A 17,275-nucleotide genomic window follows, 5' to 3' on the forward strand; every position below is an offset into this window, starting at 1 on the left:
CGGAATACGAGGGTGGCTATGCCGCAATGCCATCCTCGGTAGGTGACGCGTGTGTTAAGTTTCGCGGCTTTTACAGGGAGGCCATCATGAAAGAACGTCAACGCCGCACCAAGATCCTCGCCACGCTCGGACCGGCGACGGATCCGCCCGGTGTGCTGGAAGCCTTGTTCAAGGCGGGCGTCAACGTGGTGCGCCTCAACTTCAGCCATGGCGACCCGTCCGGCCAGGCCAAGCGCGCGGCCGAAGTGCGCGCGGCGGCCGTGCGCGTCGGTGCCGAAGTCGGCATCCTGGCCGACCTGCCGGGCCCGAAGATCCGCGTCGAACGCTTTGCCGAAGGCAAGGTCAAGCTGACCACCGGCGAGCGTTTCGACCTGGTGGCCGACCCCAATGCGCCCGCGGGCGACCAGCACCAGGTCGGCGTCAGCTACCTCGGCCTGCCGCAGGACGTGGCCGCCGGCGACGTGCTGCTGCTGGACGATGGCCTGGTGCAGCTGCAGGTGGCCGAAGTGCAGGGGCAGCGCATCGTCACCACCGTGCTCAACGACGGCGTGCTGTCCGATCGCAAGGGCCTGAACAAGCAGGGCGGCGGCCTGTCGCTGGGCGCGCTGACCGAGCGCGACAAGGAGCTGATCGGCATCGTCGCCAAGATCGGCGTGGACTTCATTGCGGTGTCGTTCTGCCGCAACGCCGAAGACATGAATGACGCGCGCCGTATCGCGCGTCAGCACGGCTGCGATGCCGCGCTGGTGTCCAAGATCGAGCGCACCGAAGCGATCGAGAACCTGGTCGAGATCGTCGAAGCCTCCGACGTGGTGATGGTGGCGCGTGGCGATCTGGGCGTGGAAATCGGCGATGCCGAATTGCCGGGCCTGCAGAAGAAGATCATCCGCGAGTCGCTGGCGCAGAACAAAGTGGTGATCACCGCCACGCAGATGCTGCAGTCGATGGTGGAAAGCCCGATCCCGACCCGCGCCGAAGTGCTGGACGTGGCCAATGCGGTCATCGACGGTACCGACGCGGTGATGCTCTCGGCCGAGACCGCAGCCGGTGCCTACCCGGTGCGTGCGGTGGAAGCGATGGCGCGCATCTGTCTGGGCGCCGAGCGCCAGTTCGAGTTCGACACCGACTTCGAAGCGGCGCAACGCAATCTGCAGCGCGCCGACCAGGCGATCGCGATGGCGACCATGTTCCTGTCCGAGCACATCGGTCTGGCTGGCGTGGTCGCGTTGACCGAGTCCGGCGGCACGCCGCGGTACCTGTCGCGCTTCCGTTCCAACATGCCGATTTACGCCTTCACCCGTCACGATGGCGCGCGCCGCCACATGGCGATGATGCGTGGCGTGTTCCCGATCAGCTTCGACAGCCGCGGCCTGACCCCGCGCGAGGCCGCACGTGCGGCGATCCGCCTGCTGGTGGAGAACGAGCGCATGGGACCTGGCGACCGCGTGGTGTTCACCAGCGGCGAGCATATGGAAACCCACGGCGCCACCAACACGCTGCGTCTGCTGGAAGTGGGCGAAGACGGCCGCGCCAGCGGTCTGGGCGAGCTGTAACGCCAGGCTGCGCAGCGCGTGCGTCGTCGGTCGACACACGCGCTGCATCCACATCGTTGCGTATAGACACAGCGGCGGCCTGCGGGTCGCCGTTGTGCTGTGCGGGACAGGGTCTGCGGTGCGGTGCGCCCGCGGAGCGTGCAGCCCGCAACGCGCATCACGCTGCGAGCCGCGCCACACATCCGCCATGCCGGACACGTGTAATCGGTTGCAGGCATTCCGTGAAGGAATGTCTGCAACTTTCGTCGCTATACTTTCGTTCTCCCCCGCAGCTGCCACAGGAACTACATGAGCATCGAACAGCTTGCCGAAACCGCCCAGGCCATGGTTGCCCCGGGCAAGGGCATCATCGCCATCGACGAATCGACCAGCACGATCGCCAAGCGTTTTGCCAGCGTCGGCATCGAGAACATCGAAGAAAACCGTCGCGCCTACCGCGAACTGCTGCTGACCACGCCCAAGCTGAGCGACTACATCTCCGGCGCGATCCTGTTCGACGAGACCATCCGTCAGAAGACCAAGGACGGCGTGCCGTTCGCCGAGTACATGACCGCCCACGGCATCATCCCGGGCATCAAGGTCGACAAGGGTGCGCAGCCGCTGGCCGGCATGCCGGGTGAGCTGGTCACCGAAGGCCTGGACGGGCTGCGCGCGCGTCTGGAGGAGTACTACACGCTGGGCGCACGCTTCGCCAAGTGGCGTGCGGTCATCAACATCGGCGAGGACATCCCGTCCGGCACCTGCATCGAGGCCAACTCGCATGCGCTGGCGCGTTATGCCGCGCTGTGCCAGGAGCAGGGCCTGGTGCCGATGGTCGAGCCGGAAGTGATCATGGACGGCAACCACGACATCGAGACCTGCTACGAGGTCACCGAAGCCACGCTGCGTTCGCTGTTCGGCGCACTGTATGAGCAGAATGTCGTGCTCGAAGGCACCATCCTGAAGGCCTCGATGGTCATCTCCGGCAAGGGCTGCGAAGAGCAGGCCAGCGTCGAGGAAGTGGCCGAGTCCACCGTGATGTGCCTGAAGTCGACCGTGCCGGCGATCCTGCCGGGCATCGTGTTCCTGTCCGGCGGCCAGACCGACGAGCAGTCCACCGCGCACCTCAACGAGATGCACCAGCTCGGCAACCTGCCGTGGCCGCTGAGCTTCTCGTACGGCCGCGCGATGCAGCAGGCTGCACTGAAGCTGTGGGCCAAGGACATGACCGGCAACTTCGCCAAGGCGCAGCAGGTCATCTATGAGCGCGCCAAGGAAAACGGCCTGGCCGCGCTGGGCAAGTGGAAGGGTTGATCGGCATGCCGGCCGCTTCATGGCCGGAGCACACTTAGCGAAAACGCCGGCAGCGATGCCGGCGTTTTTGTTTGTGTTGGTTGCCACGCGCCCGCATGAGTCCCCAAACGCAACGAGCGCCCTGCGGCGCTCGTCATCTCCAATCTCTGCCTCGCACAGGCGTCAGGCGGCAGCGGTTTCCTGCGCAGCCAGCGCCTGCTGGTAGGCCTTGAACGTGGCCTCGTTGTAGGCCACCAGCACGATGTGCTTGGGCACTTTATGCGAGCGCTGCCAGTCGCGCGTTTCGGTCACGGCGATGCGCGCGGCCTGGTACAGCGGATAGCCATAGATGCCGCAGCTGATGGCCGGGAATGCGATCGAATGCAGCATCATCTGCTCGGCCAGCTTCAACGACTGCCAGTAGCAGTTGGCCAGTTGCTCCGGCTCGTTGTGCTTGCCGTCGCGCCACACCGGGCCGACGGTATGAAACACGTGCCGCGCCTTGAGATCGAACCCGTCGGTGATGCGGATTTCGCCGGTGGGGCAACGCACGCCTGGACGCACCTGCGGCAATGCCTCGCAGGCCTGCAGCAGGCGCGGGCCGGCAGCGCGGTGGATGGCGCCATCCACGCCGCCACCGCCCAGCAGTGATTCGTTGGCGGCGTTGACGATGACGTCAACGTCGAGTTCGGTGATGTCGCCTTGCCAGACTTCGATCTTCATGGCGAGATAATTATGGGATTTGCATGAGGAACGCGTGATGGGGCGCGCGTTGCGGAACAGGCACGCTAGCGCCCATTCATCTCATCTGCTGCGATTGCCGGGAACGGCTGTGGCGGTCGTGCGGCGGAAGCATGCGAACCCGCAAGCTGCGATCAATCCGCTCAATCGCCGAGCAGCGATGTCGCCACGATTGGCGGCTTACAGCCAGCGCCGCACGCGTGCGCAATAGGCGCTGTATTGGCGGCCGAATTCGTTGCGCAGACGCGCCTCTTCGAATGGAATCACATACCGCTGCAGGGCCAGCCAGGGCAGCGGCAGCAAGACGACTGCCCACAGCAGGCCTAGCTGCAGGCACAGGCCCACATAGCTGAGCACCAGCGCCAGGTACATCGGGTTGCGGGTGAAGCGATACGGGCCATCGAGTACCAGCCGTGAGGGATGGCCGCTGGGCATGATGGTGGTGCGCCGACGCGCGAACAGGATGAAGCAGCTCACTGCCAGCGCCAGGCCGAGACAGGCGATCATGCCGCCGGCCAGCTCGATCCAGGCCAGTGGCGTCGGTGCAGGCAATGGCAGCTGCAGTGCGCTCTGCAGCCAGGCGCCCACGCCCAGGGCAAGCGCGAAGTGCGCAGGCGAGGTGATCTTGACCAGCCATGGCGCCCGCCACACGCGGGTGTCGCTGTATCCATACGGCCGGTTGCTCACGACGGTTCTCCCTGTGTCGGCCGCCATCCTAACGTTTCCTTGACGCGGAGGGGAGTATGCGCACGCCGGAGTCCGCCGCACGCGAACGAAAATCCACGCAGGCGTAGTGCCGCGACGTTGGCATGTTCGCGCCGGCACGCGGGAGCACACCGGGCAGCTGCGCAATGACTGGACGACCACAAACGCACAGGCCGCGCTGTGGGCGCGGCCTGTGCGTGCAAACCAACGCTGTGTGATCGGTCAGGGCAGACCGGCCAGCCAGTCGTCGTCGGAGCCTTCGTTGATGTCGGCAAACAGCGGCGTGGAGAAATAGCGCTCGCCGGTATCCGGCAGCATCGCCAGCACGACCGCACCGGGCACCGCGCTTTCGGCCACGCGCAAGGCGGTGGCGACGGTGGCACCGCCGGAGATGCCGGTGAAGATGCCTTCTTCGGCGGCCAGGCGGCGCGCCACGCTGATCGCGTCGGTGTCTTCCACGCTGAGCACTTCGTGGGCGACCTCGCGGTTGAGCACTTCCGGCACGAAGTCCGGGGTCCAGCCCTGGATCTTGTGCGGCTTCCAGTCCTGGCCCTGCAATAGCGCGGCGCCGGCCGGTTCGGTGGCGGTGATGCGCACTTCCGGGCGGGCCACGCGCAGCACTTCGCCCACGCCGGTGAGCGTGCCGCCGGTGCCCCAGCCGGTGACGAAATGGTCCAGCCGGTGGCCGGCGAAGTCGCGCAGGATTTCGGCTGCTGTGGTGTTGCGGTGATAGGCCGGATTGGCCGGATTGGCGAACTGGCTGGCCAGGAACCAGCCATGCTGCTCGGCCAGCTCCCTGGCCTTGCGCACCATGCCGCTGCCGCGCTCGGCGGCCGGGGTCAGGATCACCTTGGCGCCGTAGGCGCGCATCAGCTTGCGGCGCTCGATCGAGAAGGTTTCCACCATGGTGGCGACGAACTTGTAGCCGCGCGCGGCGGCCACCATCGCCAGCGCCACGCCGGTATTGCCGGAGGTGGCTTCAACAATGGTGTCGCCGGGCTTGAGCAGGCCGCGTTGTTCGGCATCAAGGATGATCGCCAGCGCCAGGCGGTCCTTGACCGAGCCGCCCGGATTGAACGACTCGACCTTGACGTACAGGGTCACGTGCTCGGGCGCGAGCCGGTTGAGTTTGACCACCGGGGTGCGGCCGATGGTGTCGAGGATGTTGTCGTACAGGGCCATGGGGTCTCCGTCGGAATCAGGCTGCGTGGGCGAGTGTGGGCGCGTCGGGCGTTGCGATGGGTGAGTGCGGGGGCGGCTGCGCGGTCAGTGGCGCTGCGCCGAACCAGTGCAGGCTGGCGGCCAGCCCGGCGACCTCGCCCAGGATCAGCAACGCCGGGGCGCGCACGGCGTGCTGCTGCGCGGTGGCGGCCAGGCTGGCAAGGGTGCCGGCGATCACGCGTTGCTGCGGGCGCGAGCCGTTTTCCACCAGCGCGAACGGGGTGGTGGGTGCGCGGCCGGCCTGCAGCAGGCGTTGCTGGATGCCGTCCAGGCCGGCCACGCCCATATAGAACGCCAGGGTCTGGCGTTCCTGGCCAAGCGCCTGCCAGTCCAGCGTGTCCAGCGAATCCTTGCAGTGCGCGGTGATCAGCCGCAGCGATTGCGCATGGTCGCGGTGGGTGAGCGGAATGCCGGCATAGGCGGCGCAGGCGATCGCGGCGGTGATGCCGGGAATGACCTGGAAGCCGATGCCGTGGTCGCGCAGGAATTCCAGCTCTTCGCCGCCGCGGCCGAACACGAACGGGTCGCCGCCCTTGAGCCGCACCACGCGGCGCCCGGCGCGCGCGTGCTCGCGCATCAGTACGTGGATCTGCTCCTGGCGCGTGCTGTGGCCCTGGGCGGCCTTGCCGACTTCCACGCGCAGTGCGTTGCGCCGGGCCAGTTGCAGGATCTGCGGGCTGACCAGGCGATCGTAGAGCAGCACATCGGCCTGCCGTAGCGCGCGCACGGCATGCCGGGTGAGCAGGCCGGGGTCGCCGGGGCCGGCACCGACCAGGGTCACGCTGCCGGGGGAGAGCCGGCCGACCGCGGTGCGCGGCATCGGGGGCTGTGCAGGTGGCGCTGCCGACGCGGCGGGCGTGGCGTCGTGGGTAAGCAGGCGGCGTGCGCTGGCCGCAGTACGCAAGGCATCGTTGAGGTCCGGCGCGGTGCTGGCGGCGATGGTGAGCCAGACCGGTTGGTCGGGCAGCTCCAGCCATGCCGGCTCGAACCGTCCCACCAGCCAACGCAGCCGCCCGGCCTGCGCCCAGTCGCGCAGTTGCGGGCTCAATTCCGGCGCGCCGACCAAGGGGACGGCACCGGCCTGCAGCAGCGCGGAGGTGGCGTGCTCGGCCTCGGCGCCGCCGCCGATCACCAGGACGGCACGGCCACGCAGGTCGGCAAGAAGCGGGAACACAGAGGGCACGGCCAGCGCATCGAGAGGGGAGGGCCAGACCGTAACGCCGGCATATAGCGGTCGGAAATGACTTCATACACCCTGAAAATAGCGTTCGGTTATAAGCTGGCCCGCAGAACTCCTCTACAGTCGAGTCCTTCGTGGCGCCTCGCGCTTTTTTGGATATAAGCCCATGACGCTGACCCAACTTCGCTATCTGGTCGCCATCGCCGATGCCGAGCTCAACATCACGCTCGCCGCCGCGCGTGTGCATGCGACCCAGCCCGGTCTGTCCAAGCAGCTCAAGCAGCTGGAGGACGAACTGGGCTTTCTGCTGTTCGTGCGCAAGGGGCGCAGCCTGGATGCGGTGACGCCGGCCGGCGTGGAAGTGATCGAGCGCGCGCGCTCGGTGCTGTCGGAAGCCAACAACATCCGCACCTACGCGGCCAACCAGCGCCGCGAGAGCCAGGGCCAGCTGACCCTGACCACCACCCACACCCAGGCGCGCTTCGTGCTGCCGCCGGCGGTGGCGCAGATCAAGCACGCCTACCCGCAGGTCAGCGTGCACCTGCAGCAGGCCGCCGAGAGTGCGGCATTGGATCTGCTCAGCCAGGGCGATGCGGATATCGCAGTGGTCAGCACCGCCGGCGGCGAACCGAGCGCCGGCATCGCGGTGCCGCTGTATCGCTGGCGCCGGCTGGTGATCGTGCCGCGCGGCCATACGCTGGATCAGGCACGCACCGCGCCGGACATGCAGGCGTTGTCGCAGCACCCGTTGATCAGCTACGAATCCTCCACGCGGCCGGGCTCGTCGCTGCAGCGCGCATTCGCCCAGGTCGGGCTGGAGCCGAGCATCGCGCTGACCGCGCTGGATGCAGACCTGATCAAGACCTATGTGCGTGCCGGGCTGGGCGTCGGGCTGGTGGCGGAGATGGCGGTCAGCGCCAGCGACGAGGACCTGCGCGCCTGGCCGGCACCGGCGCCGATCGCCGAGTGCATCGCCTGGGCAGTGCTGCCGCGCGACCGCGTGCTGCGCGACTACGCCCTGGATCTTGTGCACGTGCTGGCGCCGCAGATCGACAAGCGCGACCTGCGCCGCGTGCTGGACGGCAACCAGGCCCCGGCCTGGCCGCTGCCGCCGACCTGGGAATCGCTGACCCAGACCATTACCAGCTGAGCTGCCTGCCGAAGACTGCAGCGCGCATCGAGCACGCTTGCTCACGACGTCTGCGGTGTTTGCGAGAGGGCTTCGGTCGCTAAGGGGCGCCTGCACGCGTACCGGCATGGGACACGCCGCAAGTACGTCCACGTAGCAACCGCGCAGCTGCGTCATGCTGGCGGTCAGTGTGCGGAATCGATGACGACTGTCCGTACACTGCGACCTGCGCGCCGGCGTACCGATTCCGCTTGGCTGCGCGCGCGGTCCCTGTTCGCCACTGTGAGGCACTGCCACCGATGACCGAGCCACTGCGTCCGCCCCTCAGCCGGCTATGGTCGCCCGACCAGGACGGCGGTATGGCCTTGCAGCTGTCGGCACGCGTCGAGGGCCGCGAGCATGCGGTACTGACGGTGCTGGCCGATTCCCGGGACGAATCGTTGTGGGTGGAACTGCAGGCCGATGGCACCCAGGTGCAGATTCCGCTGGCGGTGCTGCGCCAGCTGCTGGAGGTTGCGGCGGAAGAGGTGCGTTCGGCGGACTGGTTCGCGCGCCAGGATGCGGCCGATTCCGGGTTCTGAGACAGCCTGCGAACGCACATCGGAATGCTGCGCTGCAGCGTCCGCTTTCTAGAAAAGCTTTCTTCTATCAATCACTTGGGAAGCGGCGCGCGCTCGCCAAAATGCGCGCTGTCGGTGATTCTCCCTACAGCTGTCAGGGCCGTGGCGGCGGGGTGGTCTGGCCGCATCAAGTTGCGCGCTGCGCTGTCGTAAATCCTTATAGCAACCATCACGCGACACTCTCGGACGTCTAGGGGTGGACGGCGCAGGACTGGCGATGCGGCACATCGCATCGCTGGTTTGTCTGTCGGTGTCGCCAAGCGGTTGCTAGCGCTGTCGCACCACCGTTGCGCGAGGCTGCGCAATGGAGCGACTGGCGCACCCGGGTCCCTGGGGAGAGACCTGGCGTGCTTGGCGGCGGATCCGGGTCGGGAGCCCGGGTCCGCCTTTTTTTTGCGTGGCATCGGCTGCATGGCGTTGACGGTCTGCGCAATGCCGGCAAGCAGCGCCCACCTGCTGCGCTGACTCGGTCTGGCCCGGCGCTACCGAGCGGTGGTCAGGCCAGCGGGATGCGTACCGAAAAGCAGGTGCCGCCGCCCGGGCGTGGGCGCACATCCACTTCGCAGCCCAGGGTCTCGGCGGTGCGGTGCACGATCCACAGGCCGATGCCCAGCCCGTCGCTGCGCGGGTCGGCTTGGCGGAAGGCCTGGAACACCTGTTCGGGGTGGTCCAGGTTCAGGCCGATGCCGCTGTCGATGATTTCCACCACCGCATGGCCGGGACGACGCCGGACGCCGACCAGCACGCGTCCGCGTTCGGTGTACTTGACCGCGTTGCCGATCAGATTGCCGAGCAAGGTGGTCAGCAGCGTGGGATGGCTGCGCACGCGTAGCGAGGTGGGCACGTGGCGCAAGGCCAGGCACTTGTCGATCGCCGGTTGCCGCCACACACCCAGCACCGAATGCAGCACATCTTCCAGCGCCAGCGGCTGCAGATCCGGCGTGGCGGTCTCGCTGGCGGCCGCCAGGGTGGCCAGCTCGTCGAGGTTGCGCGCCACCAGATTGATCGCATCGCGCGCGGTGACCAGGGTCGGCACCGAATCGACATTGGCATGCCGGCGCATCTTGTCGATGGCGTAGGCGGCGGTGCGCAGCGGGGTCTTCAGGTCATGCCCGGCGATGGCCATCAGGCGACTGCGGTAGCGGTCGGATTCTTCGGCCACCTGCAGCGCGCGGCGCAGTTCCAGCTGTGCCATGGTCTGGCGTGCGAGTGCGCGCAGCGCATCGACCTGTTCGGCACTGAGCTGGCGCGGCTGGCGGTCGAGCACGCAAACCGTGCCCAGCGGCAGACCTTCGCTGGTCTTGAGCACGGCGCCGGCATAGAAATGCAACGGCGCCTCGCCGGTCACCAACGGATTGCGCGCGAAGCGGACGTCCTCGCGGGTGTCCGGCACCACCAGCACGTCGCTGTCGAGCAGCGCATGCGCGCACATCGACTTGAACAGCGGCGTCTCGCGCTCGCCCATGCCGCGTTCGCTCTTGAACCACTGCCGCTCGGCATCCACCAGGCTGATCAGCGCGATCGGCGTCTGGCAGATGATCGAGGCCAGCCTGGTGATGTCTTCGAAGGCGGCCTCGCGCGGCGTGTCGAGGATGCCGTAACTGCGCAGCGCCTGAAGGCGCAATGCCTCGCTCGGCGGCTTGGCAGCACAGGGAAGGGGCTCGGCCGCTGGGTCGGACAGGACGGTGCTCATGCGCGCGCAGGTGGATGGATGACGTATAAGCATAGGGCATGCCAGGGCCTGCCATGTGCGCGCTGTCACGTCCACTGCTGGAACTGTGACTACCGACCTCGACAACGGCTATGCATCGACCCTTCAGGGTTGTACCTGTGCGGCGGCGATTTTCGCGATCAGGCCGGCAAATGTCGCCCGACCAGAACGCGCGTCACTGGGCTGCGGTCCGGCAGGTCGACCGCTGCCGACGGGTGCGACATGCGGTCGCGCACCGGCCGTCACCATCGCCCCTGCGGCATGCGGCGGCTTACACTCGCGCAATGCCTTCGCTCCGCCGCCACCCTTGCCTGCATCTGCTTGCCTGTCTGGCGGTGCTGCTGATGCTGGTGGCGCCGCTGATCAGCCGTTGGAGCCAGGCGCAGTCGCTCGAGCCGATGTGCATGAGCGGGCCGGCGCTGGACGCAGGAGGGTCGCTGCATGCGGACCATCAGGCCGTGCCGGCGCAGACGGCCGCGCACCATCACTCCGCTGCTGCATCGCCCGCCAAGCCGAACACCGGCGACCACGCAGGCGCGCATGGTGAAGCCTGCGATTACTGCGTGCTGGCCGCGCGCCTGCTGCCGTGGCTGGCGTTGCTGGTGCTGTGCCTGCTGCAAGCGCGGCCGGCGCCGGCGCCGGTGCACAGGCAGGCGCGCGCAACATCGACGGTGCGCTGGGCCGCACTCGGGGCACGTGGGCCGCCGCTGTACGCGTGAGTCTGGCCCCATCGCGGGCGTCCGTTGCGTTGTAGCGCTTGCGTGCCCGATCTTCCGGCGCGCCTGCATGCAGTTGCATGGACGACCCGCTCTCCTGAAGTGATGCCTGTGCCCGCTGTGTTGCCGCGGCGCACGGCGGTGTTGCCGTGCCGGCACGGCGAAGGGTTGGTCATGCGGTTGCGATTATTGAAAACGCTGTGGTACGCGCCATCGTTGGCGCTGGTGTGGGGGCCTGCCTGCACTGTGCAGGCGCAGGATGCGGCATTGACCCTGGGCAAGGTGCAGGTGAGCGCGCAACCCCAGCGCAGCCCGAGCACGGCACGTGTGCTGAGTTCGGTGGATGTGATCGGTGGCGAGCTGCTGCACGATCAGCACGTGGACTACAGCTGGGAGCTGTTGATGCGTGCGCCGGGCGTGCAGGTCACCCAGTTCCGCATGGGCACCGATGCGGGGCGGTTCTCGTTCCGTGGTTTCAATGGCGAGGGGCGCATCAACGCGGTGAAGCTGCTGATCGACGGCGTCCCCAGCAACGACAATGCCGGCGGCATGCCGTATCTGGATGCGGTGTTTGCGCAGGACATCAGCGCGATCGCGATCGTGCGCGGCACCAACGATGCACGCTACGGTCTGCATGCGATCGCCGGCAGCGTGGATGTGCTAACCCGTACCGGCGGCAACGATGGCCGCCTGAGCGTGACGGCGGGCAGTTTCGGTGCGCGCGAGGTGCAATTGGGCAAGGGCTTCGAACATGGCGCGTGGAGCCAGAACTATGTGCTGGCCTGGCGCGATTCCGATGGTTATCGCGAGCACGCCGACGCGCGCAAACGCAGCGTGGCCGGCAAGTGGTTCTATACCGACCCCGATGGCGGCTTCCGTGCCGGGCTCACCACGCGTTACTACGACAATCACGCACTGGAAGCCGGCTATCTGGATGCGGCCAGCGCACGCGCGGCGCCACGTAGTTCTCCGGCGTATGCGCAGGACGATCGCAGCGAACGCCAGCTGCGGCAGACCGCGTTGCACGCGGACGGCACGCTGGGCGCCGCTGCGCAGTGGAGCGCCAAGGCCTACCAGAACGATTACCGCAATCGGCGCTGGGTGCGCTTTTCCGCGGCCGGCCTGCAGCAGGAACGCGATACCGACGAGACCCACCGCGGCCTGCTGTTGCACGGCAATTGGCAGCCGGATTGGGGCGCGCTGGCGGCCAATCTGGAAGCTGGCGTGGATGCGCAGTGGCAGGACAATCAGTCGCAGCGCTATCGCACCGTGGCCCGGGTGCGCGGCGCGCAATTGCGCGATTGGGATTACGACCTGCGCACGCACGGGGCCTACGTACAGGCGGTGCTGACCCCGGTCGAGCGGCTGCAGTTGGTGCCGGGCTATCGCATCGACCGTGTCGATGGGCAACTGCACGATGTGCGTGCCGGCATTTACGCACCGACGTACGACTACGGCACCATCAAGCAGCCCAAGTTCAGTGCCAGCTACCGGCTGGCCGGGCAGAACAGCGTGTACGCGAACTGGGGGCGCAGCTTCCAGATCGGCAGCGGCGATGGCGCGTATCGGCGCCAGCCGGCAAATCTCGGCCCGTCGGTCAATGACGGCTGGGAGGCCGGTTTCAAGTTCGCGCCATCGGCGCTGATGGACGGCCGCCTGGCGTATTGGGAGCAACGCGCCTCCGGCGAAGTCGCCACCATCCTGGGCGTCAATGGCGTGGCCGGTGTCGGCGATGTGGCCAATGTCGGGCGCACGCTGCGGCGCGGCTGGGATGCGCAACTGAACCTGCAGCCGGCCGAACACTGGCGGGCCTGGATGTCGTACTCGCGGCAAAAGGCCAGCATTGCTACACCGGATCCGAGTGCGCCGGCCACGCGCGGCAAGGAGATCGAAAACGTGCCGCATTGGCTGGCCACCGCCGGGCTGGAATGGCAGCTCACCGCGGCCGTGCAGCTGAGCGCCTGGGGCAATGCGCAAGGCGATTATTATCTGGAGCGCAGCAATACGCTGGGGCGCACCGGTGGCTACGCCCTGCTCAATCTGGGCGCGCGCTGGAACCTGGACGCACGCAACGCGCTCAGCCTGCAGCTGCGCAATGTCACCGATCGCGCGTACGTGTATGCGTGGTACGACACCGGTAGTTCCGGCTATTCGCCGGGCGATGGACGTGCGTTGTCGCTGTCCTGGGACTGGAGCTTCTGATGCGCGCAATCATGGGCGATGGCCGTGTCACCGATCCGCACCGCGACGGCCGCTGGCGCTTCTATCGCGCGGTGTGGCGCTGGCACTTCTATGCCGGGTTGCTGGTGCTGCCCTTCATCGTCTGGCTGGCGCTGACCGGTGCGGCGTTCCTGTACCAGGATGCGATCGACCGCAGCGTGCACCATGGCTTGAAGGTCGTATCGGTAGGCGAGCGGCGGGTGTCCGCGCAACGCCTGGTCGATGCGGCGCAGCGCAGGGTCGGCGGCAGCTTGTTTCGTTACACCACGCCCGCACACACCGATGCCAGTGCCGAGATCGGGCTGGTCGACACGCACGCTGTGCGGCAGGTGGTGTATGTCGACCCGTATCGCGCACACGTGCTCGGCGCGCTGCCCGAGCACGGCACCCTGGCCTGGACGATCCGCCGGCTGCACAGCCTCGAGTTGATCGGGCCGTTTGCGCGCGGCTTGATCGAAATGGCGGCGGGCTGGGCGATCGTGCTGGTGCTGACTGGTGTGTATCTGTGGTGGCCGCGCGGGCGCCGCGGCGGGGTGGTCAGCGTGCGCGGCACGCCGGGGCAGCGGCTGTTCTGGCGCGATCTGCATGCGGTCACCGGTGCCAGCGTCGGGGCGGTGTTGCTGTTCCTGGCGCTGACCGGGATGCCGTGGTCGTGGCTGTGGGGCGCGCAGGTCAATCGCTGGGTCAACGGGCATGACTTCGGGTATCCGGCCGGTGTGCGGGTGCAGCAGCCGATGTCGCAGCAGCGCTTGTCCGAGACGACCGATCCGGCGTGGTCCCTGCGGCAGGCGCGTGTGCCGGAATCAGCGATGCCTGGGCGTGGAGCCGCGGGGGTGGATGAGGGTCTGCATGACGGGCGGGTGGGTGTGACGCTGGCGGGTGCGGAACACTCGGAACATTCGGAACACGCAGAACACGCAGAACACGCAGAACAGCCAAGCCCGTCAGAACATGCGGTGCAGTCGGAACATGCCGCGCACGGCGGCACCGGCAGTGTCGCTGCGCCCGGTCACGGCGCAATCGGGCTGGATGCGGCGATGGCGCGGTTCGATGCGCTCGGCATCGTGCCGGGCTACAGCGTCTCGCCACCGCGCGGCGCTACCGGGGTTTACACCGCCTCGGTCTATCCGGCCGACCTGCAGCGCCAGCGCGTGATCCATCTGGATCAGTACAGCGGTGCGGTGCTGCTGGACATGCGCTATCGCGATTACGGGCCAGTGGGGCGCGCGCTGGAGTGGGGCATCAATGTGCATCTGGGCCAGCAATACGGCACTGCCAATCAGGTGATCCTGTTGCTGGCGTGCGCGGCGATCGTGCTGCTGTGCGTGAGCGCGGCGGTGATGTGGTGGAAGCGTCGCCCGGTCGGCGGCCTGGGCGTGCCGCCGTTGCCGGCCGATCCGCGCACGCTGCGCGGTCTGCTGGCGCTGCTGGTGATCTGCGGGCTGATCTTCCCGCTGGTCGGGGTATCGTTGTTGCTGATGTGGCTGTTCGACCGCTACTGGATGCAGCGCAGTCAGGCACGTGTTCCCGCGCCATGAGCACGTGCGCGTCACCTAATGCGCTGCGGACGCGCCGAGTCAGGGATGCGCTTGGCGATGTGCCCACCGGCAAACTCGACGCGTAGTGGTGCAGGCCCGCTTCGTAACGAGCGCGCGCTGCGCTGCGCTCAGATGTCCTCGTGGATGCCGCATTCGCGCTTCAACCCGAAGAAGCGCGTGTCCTCCTCGCGCATGCCCGGTTCCCAGCGGCGTGTGGTGTGGAAGTCGCCGATGGACACGTAGCCTTGTTCCCATAGCGGGTGATACGGCAGGTCGTGCGCCTGCAGGTATTGCCACACGTCGCGGTCGGTCCAGTCGGCGATCGGGCTGACCTTGTAGCGCTCACCGCGCTTTTGCACGATCGGCGTCTGTGCGCGGCCACCGGACTGGCTGCGGCGCAGGCCGGTGAACCAGGTGCCTACGTTAAGCTCGTCCAATGCGCGGCGCATCGGTTCGACCTTGCGCAGGTTGTTGTACTGGTCGATGCCGACCATGCCCTGTTCCCACAGGCGGCCGTGGCGCGCTTCCATCCAGGCGCGGCTGACCAGCGGGCGGTAGACCTTGAGGTTGAGCTTGAGCCGGTCGGCCAGCGCGTCGGCAAACCGGTAGGTTTCCGGAAACAGGTAACCGGTATCGATCAGGATCACCGGAATGTCCGGGCGCTGCTGGGTGAGCAGGTGCAGCGTGACCGCCGACTGCGCGCCAAAACTGGACGACAGTGCCGCCTCCTGCGGGCCGTATTGCAGTGCCCAGGCCACGCGCTCGTCGGCGCGCAGGCCTTCCAGCTGCGCGTTGAGCGCGTCCAGGTCGTCCAACGCGGACGCAGTGATCGATGCAGCGGGCAGCGCGGTCATGCGAGCAATTCCAGGTCGAGGCGACGGTGTGTGGGGTAGGACGGCAGCGCGATCAGGCCGCTGCGATGCAGGAAATCACCGAAGCCTTCGTCGCCGGCCTGATCGCGTTCGGCCGCATAGCGCGCCAGCAACGGTTCCAGTGCGGCGAGAATGTCCGCTTCGGTGATGTTTTCGCGGTACAGCGTGTTCAGGCGCTGGCCGCGGCGGTCGCCGCCCAGCATCAGGTTGTAGCGGCCGGGCGCCTTGCCGACCAGCGCGATCTCGGCCAGATACGGGCGCGAGCAGCCATTCGGGCAGCCGGACAGGCGCAGCACGATCGGGGTGTCGGCCAGCCCGTGTTGCTCCAGCACCGGCTGCAGGGCCGCGCTGAAATCGGGCAGGTAGCGTTCGGCCTCGGCCATCGCCAGGCCGCAGGTCGGCAGCGACACGCAGGCCATTGCGCCGCGTGCCAGCGCGGTGGGCGCGCGATTGCCGGCATCCAGGCCGTATTGCGCGACCAGGGCATCGACGCGCGCGCGCTCGCTGGCCAGCACGCCGGCGATGACCAGGTTCTGGTTGGGCGTCATGCGGAACTGGCCGACGTTCAATTGCGCAATCGCGCGCAGGCCGCTCAGGTGCGCTGCGGTGTCGGTATCGGCGATGCGCCCGGCAGGCAGGGCCAGGGTCAGATGCGACAGACCATCGTCGCCCTCGACCCAGCCGTAGCGGTCGCCGTTGTGCTCGAACGCGAACTGCCGGGCGGGTTGCAGCGCAAAGCCGGCACGGCGTTCGATCTCGGCCACGATGGTGTCCAGGCCGTGATCGTCGATGGTGTACTTGAAGCGCGCGCGCTTGCGCACCGCACGGTTGCCGAAGTCGCGCTGGGTAGTGACCACGGCGGTGGCCACCTCCAGCAACTGATCGCGGGTGACAAACCCGACGACATTGGCCACGCGCGGCCAGGTTTCCGCATCGCCATGGCTGGCGCCCATGCCGCCGCCGATGCTGACGTTGTAGCCGAGCAACTCGCCGTCGTGCAGGATCGCGATGAAGCCCAGATCGTTGGCGAACACGTCCACATCGTTGAGCGGCGGCGCGGCGAAACCGATCTTGAACTTGCGCGGCAGATAACGGTCGCCGTAGATCGGCTCTTCTTCGTTGCCGGAGCCGGACACGCGCTCTTCGTTCAGCCAGATCTCGTAATACGCACGGGTGTTGGGCAACAGATGCTCGGACACCCGCGCGGCATCGGCATACAGCGTGGCATGCGCCTGCGACAGCAGCGGATTGGCCGCGACCTGCACATTGCGATTGACATCGCCGCAGGCGGCCAGCGTATCGATCAAGGTGGCGTTGATCGCCTGCATGGTCGCCTTGAGCTCGCGCTTGATCACGCCATGGAACTGGAACGCCTGGCGCGTGGTGATGCGCAGCGAATGATTGGCGTACCGCGTGGCGATGCCATCCAGTGCCAGCCACTGCGTGGGCGAGATCACCCCGCCCGGCGTACGGGTGCGGATCATGAATTGATACGCCGGTTCGAGCTTCTGCCGACGCCGCTCATCGCGGATGTCGCGATCGTCCTGCTGGTAGCTGCCGTGGTACTTGATCAGGGTCTGATCGTCCTCGCGCAACGCACCGGTCACCGCATCGGCCAGGCTCTGTTCCAGCGACCCGCGCAGACGGCGACTTTCGGATTTGATGTCTTCGACAGAGTGGCTCATGACGGGATTCGGCATTCGTGATTGGGGATTGGCAAAAACAAACAAGCAGCAGCACGACAACAACCAGACCCGGGGAGCCCGCAATTACGAATCCCCAATCCCAACTCCCCAA

General features: G+C 67.4%; 14 protein-coding genes. 7 read left to right on the forward strand and 7 right to left on the reverse strand.

What is annotated here, in order from left to right; genetic code table 11:
• The first annotated feature begins 86 nt into the window (after nt 1-86).
• Both pyk and ABQ137_RS10725 read left to right on the forward strand, forming a co-directional pair.
• Nucleotides 87-1,553 (forward strand): pyruvate kinase, encoded by a 1,467-nt coding sequence (gene pyk / locus ABQ137_RS10720; protein ID WP_024938169.1) that lies wholly within the window; start codon nt 87-89, stop codon nt 1,551-1,553.
• A 288-nt stretch (nt 1,554-1,841) separates the two neighbouring features.
• Nucleotides 1,842-2,846, forward strand: coding sequence for a class I fructose-bisphosphate aldolase (locus ABQ137_RS10725; protein WP_016902277.1), 1,005 nt, complete (start codon nt 1,842-1,844; stop codon nt 2,844-2,846).
• A gap of 162 nt (nt 2,847-3,008) precedes the next feature.
• Here the strand turns inward: ABQ137_RS10725 and ABQ137_RS10730 are convergent, their stop codons facing one another.
• The 4 genes from ABQ137_RS10730 to cobA form a co-directional block, all read right to left on the reverse strand.
• Complete coding sequence (locus tag ABQ137_RS10730) at nt 3,009-3,548, reverse strand: O-acetyl-ADP-ribose deacetylase (RefSeq protein ID WP_024938170.1); 540 nt, start codon at nt 3,546-3,548, stop codon at nt 3,009-3,011.
• 198 nt (nt 3,549-3,746) lie between these two features.
• Nucleotides 3,747-4,253, reverse strand: coding sequence for a methyltransferase family protein (locus ABQ137_RS10735; protein ID WP_184608657.1), 507 nt, complete (start codon nt 4,251-4,253; stop codon nt 3,747-3,749).
• 240 nt (nt 4,254-4,493) lie between these two features.
• The gene (gene cysK, locus ABQ137_RS10740; protein ID WP_016902280.1) at nt 4,494-5,453 is read right to left on the reverse strand and encodes a cysteine synthase A; all 960 of its coding nucleotides are present in this window, start codon (nt 5,451-5,453) and stop codon (nt 4,494-4,496) included.
• Nucleotides 5,454-5,469: 16 nt separating this feature from the next.
• Nucleotides 5,470-6,675: a uroporphyrinogen-III C-methyltransferase gene (gene cobA / locus ABQ137_RS10745; RefSeq protein WP_349782415.1), complete on the reverse strand. Its 1,206-nt coding sequence runs from the start codon at nt 6,673-6,675 to the stop codon at nt 5,470-5,472.
• A 163-nt stretch (nt 6,676-6,838) separates the two neighbouring features.
• Between cobA and ABQ137_RS10750 the strand changes: the two genes are divergently transcribed.
• Together ABQ137_RS10750 and ABQ137_RS10755 are read left to right on the forward strand one after the other, a co-directional pair.
• On the forward strand, nt 6,839-7,822 hold the full coding sequence (locus ABQ137_RS10750; protein ID WP_047129221.1) for a LysR family transcriptional regulator: 984 nt from the start codon (nt 6,839-6,841) through the stop codon (nt 7,820-7,822).
• A gap of 278 nt (nt 7,823-8,100) precedes the next feature.
• Entirely contained in the window at nt 8,101-8,382 is a 282-nt protein-coding gene (locus tag ABQ137_RS10755) for a hypothetical protein (protein WP_349782417.1), read from the forward strand.
• Between the two features lie 535 nt (nt 8,383-8,917).
• Here ABQ137_RS10755 and ABQ137_RS10760 read toward each other — a convergent pair.
• Complete coding sequence (locus ABQ137_RS10760; RefSeq protein WP_024938175.1) at nt 8,918-10,114, reverse strand: GAF domain-containing sensor histidine kinase; 1,197 nt, start codon at nt 10,112-10,114, stop codon at nt 8,918-8,920.
• Nucleotides 10,115-10,416: 302 nt separating this feature from the next.
• Here ABQ137_RS10760 and ABQ137_RS10765 point away from each other — a divergent pair, with 302 nt between their 5' ends.
• The 3 genes from ABQ137_RS10765 (at nt 10,417) to ABQ137_RS10775 (ending at nt 14,606) form a co-directional block, all read left to right on the forward strand.
• Entirely contained in the window at nt 10,417-10,851 is a 435-nt protein-coding gene (locus ABQ137_RS10765) for a DUF2946 family protein (RefSeq protein WP_349782420.1), read from the forward strand.
• A 195-nt stretch (nt 10,852-11,046) separates the two neighbouring features.
• Complete coding sequence (locus ABQ137_RS10770) at nt 11,047-13,050, forward strand: TonB-dependent receptor (RefSeq protein ID WP_349782959.1); 2,004 nt, start codon at nt 11,047-11,049, stop codon at nt 13,048-13,050.
• Nucleotides 13,050-14,606 carry a PepSY-associated TM helix domain-containing protein gene (locus ABQ137_RS10775; RefSeq protein ID WP_349782422.1) on the forward strand — a complete coding sequence of 519 codons (1,557 nt, stop codon included), beginning with the start codon at nt 13,050-13,052 and terminating at the stop codon, nt 14,604-14,606. Before ABQ137_RS10770 ends, ABQ137_RS10775 begins: the two co-directional genes overlap by 1 nt.
• A gap of 128 nt (nt 14,607-14,734) precedes the next feature.
• Here the strand turns inward: ABQ137_RS10775 and ABQ137_RS10780 are convergent, their stop codons facing one another.
• Both ABQ137_RS10780 and cysI read right to left on the reverse strand, forming a co-directional pair.
• The gene (locus ABQ137_RS10780) at nt 14,735-15,460 is read right to left on the reverse strand and encodes a phosphoadenylyl-sulfate reductase (protein ID WP_065050325.1); all 726 of its coding nucleotides are present in this window, start codon (nt 15,458-15,460) and stop codon (nt 14,735-14,737) included.
• Nucleotides 15,457-17,178 (reverse strand): assimilatory sulfite reductase (NADPH) hemoprotein subunit, encoded by a 1,722-nt coding sequence (gene cysI, locus ABQ137_RS10785; RefSeq protein WP_349782424.1) that lies wholly within the window; start codon nt 17,176-17,178, stop codon nt 15,457-15,459. The genes ABQ137_RS10780 and cysI overlap by 4 nt, the downstream gene beginning before the upstream one ends.
• Nucleotides 17,179-17,275: the final 97 nt, after the last annotated feature.

Origin of the sequence: Xanthomonas sp. WHRI 8393, assembly GCF_040203315.1 — a bacterium.
GTDB classification, from domain to species: domain Bacteria; phylum Pseudomonadota; class Gammaproteobacteria; order Xanthomonadales; family Xanthomonadaceae; genus Xanthomonas; species Xanthomonas arboricola.